This is a genomic window from Mycobacterium sp. IEC1808, from assembly GCF_002101935.1.
Lineage (GTDB): Bacteria > Actinomycetota > Actinomycetes > Mycobacteriales > Mycobacteriaceae > Mycobacterium.
The window spans coordinates 69138-82508 of record NZ_LQPV01000025.1 but is presented as its reverse complement, the minus strand read 5'-3'; the positions used below and the strand labels follow the sequence as shown (position 1 = coordinate 82508).

The following is a 13371-nucleotide window of genomic DNA, read 5'->3' as shown; positions in this document are numbered from 1 at the left end:
CAGACGTCCGTTTGGCGTCAACACACGCCCTTTGTTCAGGTCGACGCACGCAAGTAAACGGCAGACGATTGCAGCTGGCGAGTATGCGGCACTGAGGTTGCCCGACAGTCATTGATAGGCGCCAGCGCCGATGACTTACCGGGCAGTGACATCCACCCTTGAGGGTGTGGACAGTGAAGCGCGTACGGCGAAGTGGCGGGAAATGCTCGACCTGACAAGGCAATTCGACCGGCGAAGCATGTCGGCCGAGATCCGTTGTGACCGTCATTCGCATGCCCCAGGGGATTCGACGACATGCTCTGACCGAAGCGCTGCGGACTATGCGACCGCCGCCCGGCCCGAGGTGGCGCGATGAGAACCGGCCGCCAGAATGGCCCCGAGGCAGCGATTCTCGACCAGTTGAGGTTCGACCTTCCGTGCGACCTGTTCGCCGCGCTGAAGCTGGCCCGACCGATCATGCTGTGGCGCTGCAAGAGACCCGCCCGCTGGGCGACCCGCAACGACTGCTGCGGCGCGGTCATGCTCTCGTGCCGCAAGCATCGCGACGTCGTTGGGACGTGCGAGCGCTGCAAACTGGCTGTCTCGGTGCTGCGCTGGTCGCGAATCTGACCGCGCCGCTTCCCGATCGGGTCGCGGCGGCGCGGCGAGGCCGCTAGAGCCGGCCCATGCCGGAGGCCAACAATGAGAGACCTAAGACGGCGACGACCACGGCGGGGATGGCAGGACGACGCGCGCTCATCCAGCTGTTCAGTCGCTGCACGACGGCAAGCGTCTGCATCGGCGCGGTGAGATAGGTGACGAGCGGAACCTCGACGACCGCAAACGCGACCACGGTGAAGAAGACCGCCGCGCCCAGCTGCTCAGCCGCCGCGGGCTCGGACGCCAGGATGGCCAGGATCGCCGCCATGTACTCAACCGGCGGGGTTGCCAGAGCAACCCCCGCGACGAACGCCACCAACGATGATCCGGATTCGAGCCGGCCCCGAATCGACAGCCGAGAGGCGGGCGGTGGTTCGTCCGGTTCCAACAGCAGCACCGAGGACTGGCCAGCGGTCGCCGGCACGGGTGGGCGCTGTTGTGCTCCCGAACGCGCCAGCCGCAGGGCGGCGAAAGATACTGCGAGCAAGCCGATTCCCACCTGGACGTAGGCCGCTGTCGGGGAGTTCGTGGTCGAAATCACCGTTTGCATGGCGGAGAGCGTGACGTCGCGCAGGAAGAGCACCACGGCGAGCGCCGCGCCGATGCCCATCACCATGCCTCCGAGCCAGAAGACAAAGAGATTCAGCATGGGCTTCGGTCGGGAGATCAGCAGCGCCGTGATACCGATCCGCACCGGGTCGACAGCCGCGACGAGCGACAAAAGAATGACCGCGCTACACATCGGCGCCTACGCCAGGTCGAAATGAGCCGTGCGAAACGCGAACATGTCGCAACGAAGCATCAGTAGGGTTGCTGCCGACATGGCTACAGTGTCGCTGACGAAGCGATTCCCGTCGGTACAGCTGGCCGCCATTTGCCCTTCCTGTCAGCACTATTCAGCAAAGCCGGAGACCATGCGAGCGAATAGCTGTTGGCACCCAATGCATATGGTGGCCTGCCCTACTGACACGCGACGTTTGGTCGGAAACAATATGAGACGCCCGATGAACATCACGCGCCCAGAAGATGGGAAACACAAATGGCAAGAATCTTGGCCTACACGTCGCCGGCGCTCGGCCATCTGTTCCCGTTCAGCGCGCTGCTGCTCGAACTTTCGGCCCGCGGCCACGAGGTGCACCTGCGCACCCTGTCCACCGGAGTGGAGATGGCGCGGGAGCTCGGTTTCATCGCCGACATCATCGATCCCCGGATCGAGGCGACGGTCAACGACGACTGGAAGGCGTCCAGCCCGCGAGGTGCCCTCAAGCGGGCCGTCGACGTGTTCTGCCGCCGGGCCGCTTACGAAGTCGCCGACTTCGCTGACACGGTGGCCCGCACGCGTCCCGATGCCCTGATCGTCGACGTCAACTGCTGGGGCGCCCTGTCGGTCGCCGACGCGGGCGACACCCCGTGGGCATGCTTCTCGCCGTACACGCCGCCGCTGCAGTCGCGCGGGGTCCCGCCCTTCGGGTTGGGTCTGGCTCCGTTGGCCGGCCCGGTGGGCCGGGCCCGCGACGCCGCGCTGCGGCCGATCGTGATGGGCATGATGGAGCGGGCAGTTCTGCCGGCGGGCAACAAGATTCGCGCGAGCGCCGGCGCACCGCCGGTCACGTCGGCGGACGGGTTCTTCCGGCGGGCTCCGCTGATGCTGGTGGCCAGCGGCAAGCCGTTCGAGTACCCGCAAACCGAGTGGGGCGACGCCGTGCAGATGATCGGCCCGTGCATGTTCGAACCGGCCATGCACGAGGTGCCCGAGTGGCTCGAGGCGATCGACCGGCCGATCGTCCTGGTGACTACCTCGTCACAACAACAGGCTGACGAGAGACTTGTCAGGACCGCGATCACCGCCCTGGCCGACTTGCCGGTGCATGTGGTGGCGACGCTGCCCGCCGGCCTGCCCGGGGACATTCCCCCCACCCGCAACGCGACGGTGGTTCAGTTCGTGCCGCACGGCCCGGTGCTGGACCGCGCGGTGTGCGCGATCACGCACGGCGGCATGGGGGGCACCCAGAAGGCCCTTGCTCGCGGCGTCCCGGTGTGTGTGGTGCCGTTCGGACGCGACCAGTTCGAGGTCGCACGGCGGGTCGAGGTGGCGCGGTGCGGTACCCGCCTGCCGGCGAAAAAGCTCACCGCGAAACGGCTTTCGGCCAAGGTGCAGCAGGCGATGACCATGTCGGCCGGCGCCCGCCTGGTGGCGGGCGGTTTCCGGGCAACCGGCGGTGTGGCCCGCGGTGCCGACCTGATCGAGCAGCGAGTGCTCGGCGCCGCGGTGAGCGTTCGCTCGTGACGCGCGGCAGTCACTAACCAACTGGCTGTCGCGCGAGCACAGCGTCACGGCGATTTCGGCGAATCCCTGCCGTGTCTTCGGGTCAACTGGTGACCATTGAGGGCCGAATGTCCCTAGCGCACCTCGGGTCTGCTGCCTTGACTGTCCCTACCGCCCATCCGCGGGCCGTAAGGGAGAAAAGGAGCAATAGCCATGACCGTGAACGTGATTGCTGTGACTTTCGACGAGCCGAGCAAGGCGTATCAAGCCCTGAGCACCCTCAAGGGGCTGGACCGCGAGGGCCGCGTAGGACTCGAGAGCGCGGCGGTCGTCGAGCGCAGCGAGGACGGGCAACTCCGCGTCCCGGAGGACACGGACAACGTCTCCGGTGAGGGTTTCCTGGCAGGCGGGCTGATCGGCATGCTGATCGGCGTCCTCGGCGGCCCGCTCGGGATGCTTCTCGGCCTGGGCGCTGGCGGCCTCGTCGGGGGAATCTACGAGATGGATCAGGCGGACGTGCAAGACGAGACGCTGGCCGAGGTCGGCCGGCACGTACCGCCCGGCCACAACGCACTCCTGGCCGAGGTGGACGAATACGCCGAGGAGGTCGTCGACGGCGCGATGACCGCGCAGGGCGGAACCGTGCTGCGTCGGTCCGCCGACGACGTCCTGGCCGAGATCGAGGCTGCCGAGGAGGCCGCCGAGGAGGCGCGGAGGCAGGCCCGCAAGAAGGCGCGCGAACGCAAGAAGGCGGAACTGCACGGCAAGTACCAGGAGCGCAAGAACCAACTGCGGGAGAAGCTGCACATCAGCTGATCGCCCGGCCGACCAAGTTTTCTTAAATCCGCGAAAGCCGGCCGGTAGTGCGCCTCAGCAACTTGCACTACCGGCCGGCTGGCTCTCGCCGCAACCCGCCGTTCAGAACCGCGGGTCCGGGCGGGAATTGACGCGGGCCACCTTCGATCCCCAGGAGATCAGCTCGGGGCTGGCGTCGTCATTCGGTATCTCGCACTCGATCAGCACCGGGCCACCCGTGTGGGCGCGGGCCTTCTCGATCGCCTCGGCCAATTCCGCTGCGGTGATGGCCTTCAGCCCCAGCCCGCCGCCGTCCTCGGCGTTGAAGACGTCGACCAGCCCGGCGTAGTCCCAGTTCTTGTAGTAGTTGTAGGGACCGTCGTGGATCGCCGACTCAATCACGTACCCGCGGTTGTTGACCAGGAAGATCAGGATCTCCTGGCGGTGGCGGATCATGTTCGAAACCTCTTGGGCCGTTAGCTGAAACGACCCGTCGCCGATGACCGAGACCAGCCGGCGGTCGTCCTCCAGGCCCATCGCGTAGCCGAAGCTGGCGGGCACCGACCAGCCGATCGAACCCCACTGCATCTCGATCTCGAACCGCGCGCCACCCGGCAGCCGCGTGTACATGCCGTTGAGCCAGGAGTCGCCGGTCTCCACCAAGAGGGTGGTGTTGGAGTCCAGCTCGTCCTCGATCTGGCGCCACATCTCCACCCGGCTGAGCGGTGCCGACGGGTCGTCGGCCGCCGGCCGGGGTGTCACCGATGCCGTCCCGCGCAGGCGCTTGTACTGCGTCAGGGTGGCGTCGTTGGCCTGCACTTTCTTCGCGAGGTCGCTCAAGAACTCGGCCAGCGCGACTCCGGTGAACTCGGCGTCGGGGAACCGCACCACGCGGGGCTCGGCGTTGATCATCCGCTTCCGCGGCGGCAACGCGCTGTAGCCGACCGTGGTGTAGTCGTTGAACACCGGACCGGCGGCCACGATCAGGTCGGACCAGTCGACGATGGCCTGGCACTGCGGGCTGCTCACCTCGCCCCAATAGATCCCCGCGTATTGCGGGTGGTCCTCGGGGAAGAAGCCCTTGGCGTTCGGCATCACCGCCACCGCGCAGCCCAGCGCCTCCGCCAATTCGCGGAAGGCGTCGATCGCGCCGTAGGCGCGCAGGTGCACGCCGGCCAGCAGGATCGGCTTCTTCGCCTGGGCGATGAGGTCGGTGGCCCGCGCGACGGCGTCGGCGAGCGTCCGCGCGTTGCTCGGCTGCCAGCCGGGCAACTCCGAGAACGGAGCCGGCGCGGCGCACGGCGCGGCCGACAGGTTGCACGGGATCTCGATGTAAGCCGGTTTGCGCTCGCGCAGCGCGGTGCTGATCGCGTAATCGATCATGGCGGGCGCGTTGTCGGGGTGCTGGATCCGCACCGCGGCGCAGGTCACCTGCCGGAACACCTCGTATTGCGCGGTGAAGTCGTGCGTGCCGACTGTGTGGTGCAGGATGTGGTTCTCACCGGCGTCGTTAGTGTTGGGGCTCGACGACACCATGATCACCGGCAGGCGCTCGGCGTGGGCGCCGGCCACCCCGTTCAGCGCCGAGTACGCCCCGACGTTGAACGTGGTGAGCACGGCGCCGACCCCATTCACCCGGGCGTAGCCCTCGGCGGCGTAGGCGGCGTTCAGCTCGTTGCAGCAGCCGATCTGCTCGATGTGCTCGTTTTCCAGCAGCTCGTCGAGCAGGACGAGGTTGTAGTCGCCGGGGACCATGAAGTAGTGCTTCAGCCCGATCTGCTCGAACCGGGCCGCGAGGTACTTCCCCACGGTGAAGTCAGCCATGATTGCCTTCCTTTTGCGTTGAGCCAGTAGGGAATCGAATTACTCGGGCGCGTCGATCGGCACGACGTTGATCAGCTTCTGGTTGACGAACTCCTTGATGCCGACGCTGGACAGTTCGTGCCCGTAGCCCGAGAGCTTGACGCCGCCGAAGGGCAGGTCGGGCTTGGTCCAGGTGGGGTGGTTGACGAAGACCATGCCGGTCTCGATCCGCTTGGCCACCTCGACGCCGCGCTCGGGGTCCTGGGTGAACACCGAACCGCCGAGCCCGAATCGCGAGTCGTTGGCGATCCGCACGGCGTCGTCCTCGCTGGTGGCGCGGAAGAACAGCGCGACCGGCCCGAAGAACTCCTGGTAGTAGGCGGGGTTGTCCGGGGTCAGGTCGGTCAGGATGGTCGGCTGCACGAACGCGCCCGTGGTGGGCACCGGCTCGCCGAGCGGGATGGCCGTCGCGCCGGCCTCGACGGCGACGCGGATCTTCTCGTTGAGCTCGTCGGCGGCACCCTGGCTCGACATCGGCGGCAAAGTGGTGGCCTCGTCGAACGGGTCGCCGGTCTTGAGTTCGGCGAGTGCGGCGGAGAACCTCTCCAGGAACTCGTCGGCGATCTCCTCGGCGACGATGATCCGCTTGGAGGCCACGCAGCACTGACCGCCGTTGTTCATCCGGCCCCACACCGCCCACGGGACGGTCTTGTCCAGGTCGGCGTCGGCCAGCACGATCAGCGCGTCCGAGCCGCCCAGCTCCATGGTCGACTTCTTCAGGTTCTTGCCGGCGCGCGCCGCGACGACGCTGCCGGCGCCTTCGCTGCCGGTCAGCGACACACCGCGCACCCGCGGGTCGTCGATCAGCAGGTTGATCTGGTCCTTGGTCGCGAACAGGTTGGTGTAGGCACCCTCGGGGAAGCCCGCCTCCAGCAGCAAGCGCTCGAAGGCCGCCGCGGCCTGCGGGACGTTGGAGGCGTGCTTGACCATGACGACGTTGCCGGCCATCAGGTTCGGGGCCGCCACGCGCGCCAGCTGGTAGAAGGGGAAGTTCCACGGCTGCACGCCCAGGATTACCCCGAGCGGTTCGCTGACGAGCATCGCGTTGTCGTTGATGCTGAGCGTGTCGATGCGCTCGGGCGCCAGGAACTTCTCGGCGTTCTCGGCGTAGTAGGCGAAGATGTGTGCGCTGAGCGCCACCTCGCCCAGGGCCTCCTTGTAGAGCTTGCCCATCTCCAGCGTCAGCAGGCGGGCGAATTCGTCGGGGCGCTCGGCGAGGATGGCCGCGGCACGCTGGCACAAAGCGGCGCGCTCGGCGTAGGACGCCTGGCTCCACGACTCAAAAGTCTTCTGCGCCTGGGCAAGAAGGTTCATTGCCTCCGCGTCGGTGAGCTCGTCGAAAGTGGCCACGACCTCGTTGTTGAACGGGTTGACGGTCCGGTATGCCATGGTTGTTCCTCCATTGTTTCGCACCGGCCCGTGGCCGGCGTCTTTGCATGTTGTGCCTGCTTCTGTGAAACAGCGCTTGCCGCAAGCGCTTACGCGCAATCCCTTGCATGCGCGGCGTTGTTATCAGGATGCTGGCCGGGCCCATGCGTGTCGTTACGGCCACCGTCAAATGGCGATTCCTGCCAGCTGGTATTCCGGCCGGATCAACGACATCCTGACGATTCGTCAGGATTGTGATGATTGACAACGAGATTCGCGCCGACGGGACCTCGGCGGCGAATTGGTGCTAGCCGGGGGGTTGGTCTGCGGGTGGCATGCAGCTATCCGCCACCGCGAATGGCGACACTGGTGGCAAGGCATGTCAACGTGAAAGGAAAACGCCGACATGAAGAACCTGAAAGTCGCCGTGGCCGCCTCGATGGCCGTGGCAGGAATTGCGCTGGCGTCGCTGGCGGCGACGGCCGGCTCGGACAATTTAGCCGACTGCCCGAGCGGTTGGTACTGGGATAGCGAACGGCAGAACTGCCTGCCGCCCGGGCTACCCAAGGATCCGCCGAACGGATGCCTTACCGGCGACGGCACGCATTTGAGGGGCACGATCTGCGTCAACTAACCTAAATGCCCTGCAGCTCAACGTGTCTCTGATCCATTGCGGTCGACGTCCGGGGCCAAATAGGCCAACCCCCGCAGGATCCACGGTGTTCTTCTGGCGATGGCCGCTACGGCGCGGTCCGATCGGCGCATCCCGGTGCGCGGGCCAGGCGTAGGCATTGACGCCAGTGTGGCCTCAGCCGTTCCGGCCCGCGCACCGCGCCGGTCGACCGCCAGCAGTTGCCACGTGCCGGGCACCCCGCGCAGCTCGACGGTGCCCCGGTCGTCGAAGCCTGTGCCCGAGCCGATGACAAGGTCACGCACGGTGCGGGAGACGAGGATTTCGCCGGCACCGGCCTGCTCGAGGATCCGCGCGGCGACGTCTACCGCAATTCCGGTGATGTCTCCGTCGAGCAGTTCGCACTCGCCCGTATGGATGGCGCTGCGAATCCGGATACCCAGTGTGTCAGCGTCGTTGCGCAACGCCTCGGCGCAGCGGATCGCTTGCGTCGGGCCGTCGAACTTGGCGAGGTGGCCGTCACCGGTGCTCTTGAGCACGCTGCCGTCGAACCGCTGGGTGAGTTCGCGCACGACTTCGTCGAAGCGCTGCAGGATCGCACGAAAATGATCATCGCCCGTCTCCGCGACGTGTGTCGAGGCGACCATATCCGCGAACAACACGGTGCGCAGGGCGCGACGCGATCGCGGCGGCGCTGCATGGCTGCCGGTCAGGAACTCCTCGATCGCCGTCGTGGTCCTTTCGGGCTCGGTGAACCAGGGCGCATGGTCCACGCCCTCGACCTCGATGATCTGAGAACCGGAAATGTGGTCGGCGAGGTATCGCCCATACTGCACCGGCACCCCGGGGTCTCCGCGGGCGTGGACGATGAGTGTCGGGACGTTGAGGGTCGGCAGGATCGGCCGAACGTCGATGCCGAACGACGCTTCGACGGTTGCCCGCGCCATCCCGGGGCTCGCGCACATCCGCTCCATCATTCCGAGCTGGCGGATCGAACGAACTGACGGCACCAGACACTTGACCGCCCTACCGTCGCCCCAATCCGAGCGGACAGCGTCGCCAAAGTCCTGCCAGCGTTCGAGCTGCTGAATCGTCGGCGCGTACTCGTCACCGAGTTCGCGAACGATACGCGCTCGCACCTCCTCCGTGCTGCGATCCAAGTCGTCCCACTCCAGACCGCCCAGGGTGGCGTACGTGCCGTGCAGGATCAACGCGCGCGTTCGCTCCGGTCGACGTGCCGCCCAGACAATGGCCGCGGGGCCACCCTCGCTCAACGCAAGAAGGACGGCCTTATCGAAGCCAACGGTGTCCATGACGGCCTCGATCTCGGCGGCTCGATCGTCCACCGAGCGAACCTTAGGGACCGGGTCCGACAATCCGACGCCGGCCTTATCGAACACCACGACGCGACAAAAGGTCCCGAGACGCTCGAAAAACGCTTTGTACTCCGGCTGCGTCCAGAACAGCTCGACGTGGCTGACGTAAGGCGGGATGAGGACCAGCTCGATGGGCCCGTCGCCGAATACTTGATAAGCAAGGCTCAAATCGCCGCAGGGCGCGTACGACGTTTCCGCCATCGGATGAGCGTACTGCTGTACGCGTTGGCCGTCATCACATCTCCGGCAACGCGCAGGGCATGCGACAAAGCCGCTCATTTCGCCTTTTCTGAGGACTCTGCCAGGTGTGCTGGTCGGCTTCGCCGCTGCGTGGTGGCAAGGTCGACGCGCGGTAAGGGGAGTGCAAAAAAGCAACGGTGGGGGCTTTGCTGAACGTCCGAACGCTACATACTGAACAGATGTCGCCCAGACGTCGGCGCGCCGCCCGCACGTCAACGGTTGCGCCTTCAAAAGCGTCGGTTCGGCTGCGGGCAGTTCCGGCGCCCGGATTTGCGGTCACCGCCGCGGCGGGATTCTCGGTCGTCGCGGCAGTGCTGGTCGTTCTCCTCAAGCAAGTGGCACCGGACGACCCGACTGGGACGATCTACGCGGTTCTGTTGGGCGTGGCCCTCGTCGGCAATTTTGTGGCCGCCGTCGTCGCCGCCGCCACCGCCCGCGGGAAGGTCAGCAACCGATCGGCCGAGAGCCCGCACGGATTGGAACAGTTCTTCGAACTAACTTCCGACCTCATGGTCATTTCCGATCAGGGTCAATTGCTCAAAGTCAATCCGGCCTTCGAAAAGACGCTGGGTTACACGATGGACGATTTGATGGCCGCCCCTTTCGAATTGGTACCGCCGGAAGACATGGATCGGCTCCGCGAGCCCATAAAAGACCTGACCGAGGGCCGTGGGCCGGTTCGTTTCGAAAATCGGGCGATTAGACGTGATGGTTCTTCGCGGTGGATCGAATGGATCGTCACGCCGCACCACGGGTTGTTTTATGCCGTCGGCCGTGATGTCACCGGTCAACGCGAGGAAGAAGAGCAACTCCGCGAAATCCGGACCATGCTCGAGACCAGCCAGGAGCGGCTGCGGGCGAGCCGGGACCGCCTGCGTCAGCTCGCCCGGCATCAGACGGCGCTGCGCCGCGTCGCCGAACTGGTCGCCCGCGATGCCGAGCCTGCTGACGTGTTCAACGCCGTGGCCGAGGAAATGGCCAATATTCTGGATGTCTACAACGCGACGGTGGGTCGTTACGAAGGCGATGAAATAGTCACTGCGGCGCTTGGGCGTCCGGAGATCGACCTCCCCAATCCGCCGGCGGTGGGCGAGCGGTTTCCACTCGAGGGCGACGACGTCGCTGCGATCGTTCGGCGCACGGGACGGCCCGCGCGGGTCGACAACCACGAGCACGCGGTGGGCGTTTCGGCGGCGCGCCTGAGGGAGATGGGCATCCGATCGATGGTCGGCGTCCCGATCATGGTCGGTGAACAACTGTGGGGGGTGGCCGCCGTGGCGTCGCGGGGCGATTCACTACCGGCCGACACCGAGGTGGGCATCGCCGACTTCGCCGATCTGGTTGCGACCGCGATCGCCAATGCGGCGGCTCGTGAACAGCTGAATTCCAGCCGCAGCAGCCTGCGCGAGCTCGCGCGACGCCAATCGGCGCTGCGCCGGGTGGCGGAACTGGTCGCGCGTGAGGCGCAGCCGGCGGCAGTGTTCCACGCGGTCGCGGAGGAAATCGCAAGCATCCTCGACGTCCAGAATGCGACGGTGGTCCGCTACGACGACGACGCGACGATCGTTGAGGCCGTCGCGCGGGCCGATTCCGCGGTGCCGAACCTTCCGGTGGTCGGGGAGCGGTTCGTGATGGAGGGGGACAACATCGCCCTAATGGTTCGGCGAGACGGTCGACCGGCGCGAATTGATGACTACGAGAACGCTTCGGGCGCGTGGGCCGCACGCATCCGTGACGGCGGACTTCAATCAGTCGTTGGTGTCCCCATCGTTGTCGGCTCAGATCTGTGGGGAGTGCTTGCGGTCGCGTCGCGGACCACGCCCATGCCCCCTGAGACCGAAGCCCGCATGGCCGATTTCGCCGACCTCGTCGCCACCGCGATCGCCAACGCGGCCACCAGGGAACAGCTTCGGGCGAGCCGCGACAGTTTGCGCGACCTCGCCCGGCACCAGACGGCGTTGCGGCGGGTGGCCGAACTGGTTGCGCGCGAGGCGCCGCCTCGCCAGGTATTCCGGGCGGTGGCCGAGGAAACCGCAGGCTGCCTGGACGTCCACAACACGACCGTCGGCCGGTTCGATGACGATGTCATCGTCATCGAGGCCCTTGGTCGCGCCGAGCCGGAACTGCCGAACCCGCCGGCGATCGGCGAGCGGTTACCCCTGACCGGCGACCACATCGGGCCAATCATCCGGCGCACCGGTCGCCCCGCCCGAATTGACAGCCACGACCATGCGGCGGGCGTGACGGCCGCACGCATTCGCGATGCCGGGGTGCGGTGCATGGTGGGCGTGCCCATCACCGTCGGGGCGCACGTGTGGGGCGTGCTTGCCGCGGCGTCGCGCAACGACCCACTGCCGGCCGACACCGAGGCGCGCATCTCCGATTTCGCGGATCTGGTGGCCACGTCAATCGCTAACGCCGCCACCAGGGTTGAACTTCAAGCCAGCCGTGACAGCCTGCGCGACCTCGCTGGCCAGCAGACGGCGCTGCGCCTGGTGGCCGAACTCGTTGCCCGCGAGGCGGCGCCCGCCGAGGTCTTCAACGCGGTCGCCGAGCAGCTGGGGGAATGCCTGGACGTCTACAACACGACCGTGATTCGTTTCGACGGTGACGACATCGTCGTGGAGGCAGTCGGGCGCGTGGAGGAGTTGGACATGAGCGCGCCGACGGCCGGTCAGCGTTTCTCGCTGGGCGGCGACCACGTCGCGCCGATGGTGCTGCGCACCGGGAGGCCCGCCCGCATGGACACCCACGACGGCGCGGCCGGCTCGACGGCTGCCTTCATCCGTGATCTCGGCATCCAATCCATGGTCGCGGTCCCCGTCGTCGTCGGTGGCCATGTCTGGGGTGCGGTCGGCGTGGCGTCGCGAACGGGACCCTTGCCGCCCGACACCGAGTCGCGCATGGCGGACTTCGCGGATCTAGTGGGCACGTCGATTGCCAACGCCGCCACCAGATCTGAGTTGCAGGCCAGCCGCGATAGCCTGCGCGAACTCGCCGACAACCTGAGCGTGCTGGCCAGGCAGCAGACGGCGCTGCGGCGCGTGGCGACGCTGGTCGCACAAGGGGTCAGTCCGGCGGAGGTGTTCTCGGCGGTGGCCGAGGAGATGGCCGACTGCCTCGATGTGGGGAGCGCCGAGGTGCTCCGTTTCGAGGACGACGGCGCGGCGATCTTCGTCGTGGCCTCCCATGCGGCGCCCGGAGTGGCGCATTTGGAGGTGGGGGAGCGCCTGGGCACCGAGGGCGACAACGTCGCCGCGAGGGTGTTGCATACGCGGCGCGCGGCGCGGATGGACAGCTGGGAGGGCGCTGACGGCCCCATCGCCGAGCGTGTTCGGGAGTTGGGTGTTCGGTCGCGGGTCGGGGCGCCGATCGTGGTGGACGAGCGGCTGTGGGGGTTGGCCGTGGTTGCCACCACCGACCAAGATCCGTTGCCGCCCGACACCGAAGCGCGCATCGTCGAATTCGCCGAACTGGTAGCGACGGCGATCGCGGCCGCGACCACCCGCGAGGAGCTGATCGCGTCGCGGGCCCGGATCGTGGCGGCCGCCGACGATGCCCGTCGCCGCCTGGAACGAGACATCCACGACGGAGCCCAGCAACGGATCGTCTCCCTGGGCCTGAAACTCCGTCTCGCGCAGGAGTCGGTGCCGCCCGAGTCCGATGCCCTGAAACACGAGCTTTCCGAGGCGGTTTCGGGCTTGACCGACGTATTCACCGAGCTGCAGGAAATATCCCGGGGCATCCATCCGGCGGTGCTGTCGACCGGCGGCCTGCCCGCGGCGCTCAAGACGCTGGCCCGCCGCTCGTCGGTGCCCGTCGAGCTCGACGTCGCGATCGGGCAGCGATTGCCCGACTCCGTCGAGGTCGCCGCGTACTACGTGGTCGCGGAGGCGTTGACCAACGCGGCCAAACACGCTCAGGCATCCGAGGTGAGGGTGCGGGCGCACGCCGACGACAGAAACCTCACCGTGCTCATCTCGGACGACGGCGTCGGCGGAGCGGACTCCGGTAAGGGCTCCGGGCTGATCGGCCTGAAGGACCGCATCGAGGTGCTCGGCGGCTGGATGCGGGTGGCCAGCCCCTTGGGAGGGGGCACCGCCCTCGACATCACCATCCCGCACCACACCAGCCGAGCCGAATGAAGGTAAGCGCTGCAAGGCAAGGCTTCTGAACGGGCGGGGCGGAAAACC

9 protein-coding genes are annotated in these 13371 nt (G+C 67.0%); 5 read left to right on the top strand and 4 right to left on the bottom strand.

The features are described 5' to 3' along the window. Positions 1–351: 351 nt before the first annotated feature. Positions 352–609: a hypothetical protein gene (locus tag AWB92_RS15790; RefSeq protein WP_068179616.1), complete on the top strand. Its 258-nt coding sequence runs from the start codon at positions 352–354 to the stop codon at positions 607–609. Positions 610–652: 43 nt separating this feature from the next. Here AWB92_RS15790 and AWB92_RS15785 read toward each other — a convergent pair whose 3' ends face one another. After that, positions 653–1360: a GAP family protein gene (locus AWB92_RS15785; protein ID WP_158090381.1), complete on the bottom strand. Its 708-nt coding sequence runs from the start codon at positions 1358–1360 to the stop codon at positions 653–655. Positions 1361–1678: 318 nt separating this feature from the next. Between AWB92_RS15785 and AWB92_RS15780 the strand changes: the two genes are divergently transcribed. Then, complete coding sequence (locus AWB92_RS15780) at positions 1679–2926, top strand: nucleotide disphospho-sugar-binding domain-containing protein (RefSeq protein WP_085186921.1); 1248 nt, start codon at positions 1679–1681, stop codon at positions 2924–2926. A gap of 192 nt (positions 2927–3118) precedes the next feature. Beyond that, positions 3119–3721 carry a DUF1269 domain-containing protein gene (locus tag AWB92_RS15775; RefSeq protein WP_085186919.1) on the top strand — a complete coding sequence of 201 codons (603 nt, stop codon included), beginning with the start codon at positions 3119–3121 and terminating at the stop codon, positions 3719–3721. Positions 3722–3823: 102 nt separating this feature from the next. On the opposite strand, the gene AWB92_RS15770 is transcribed toward AWB92_RS15775, so the two are convergent. Both AWB92_RS15770 and AWB92_RS15765 read right to left on the bottom strand, forming a co-directional pair. After that, positions 3824–5524: a thiamine pyrophosphate-binding protein gene (locus AWB92_RS15770; protein ID WP_085186917.1), complete on the bottom strand. Its 1701-nt coding sequence runs from the start codon at positions 5522–5524 to the stop codon at positions 3824–3826. Positions 5525–5563: 39 nt separating this feature from the next. Continuing rightward, positions 5564–6952, bottom strand: coding sequence for an NAD-dependent succinate-semialdehyde dehydrogenase (locus AWB92_RS15765; protein ID WP_085186915.1), 1389 nt, complete (start codon positions 6950–6952; stop codon positions 5564–5566). A gap of 385 nt (positions 6953–7337) precedes the next feature. Here AWB92_RS15765 and AWB92_RS15760 point away from each other — a divergent pair, with 385 nt between their 5' ends. After that, complete coding sequence (locus AWB92_RS15760) at positions 7338–7565, top strand: hypothetical protein (RefSeq protein ID WP_085186913.1); 228 nt, start codon at positions 7338–7340, stop codon at positions 7563–7565. A gap of 17 nt (positions 7566–7582) precedes the next feature. Here AWB92_RS15760 and AWB92_RS15755 read toward each other — a convergent pair whose 3' ends face one another. After that, positions 7583–9139: an adenylate/guanylate cyclase domain-containing protein gene (locus AWB92_RS15755; protein ID WP_085186911.1), complete on the bottom strand. Its 1557-nt coding sequence runs from the start codon at positions 9137–9139 to the stop codon at positions 7583–7585. Between the two features lie 218 nt (positions 9140–9357). On the opposite strand from AWB92_RS15755, the gene AWB92_RS30585 reads away from it, so the two are divergent. Then, positions 9358–13323 carry a GAF domain-containing protein gene (locus tag AWB92_RS30585; RefSeq protein ID WP_085186909.1) on the top strand — a complete coding sequence of 1322 codons (3966 nt, stop codon included), beginning with the start codon at positions 9358–9360 and terminating at the stop codon, positions 13321–13323. Positions 13324–13371 lie beyond the last annotated feature (48 nt).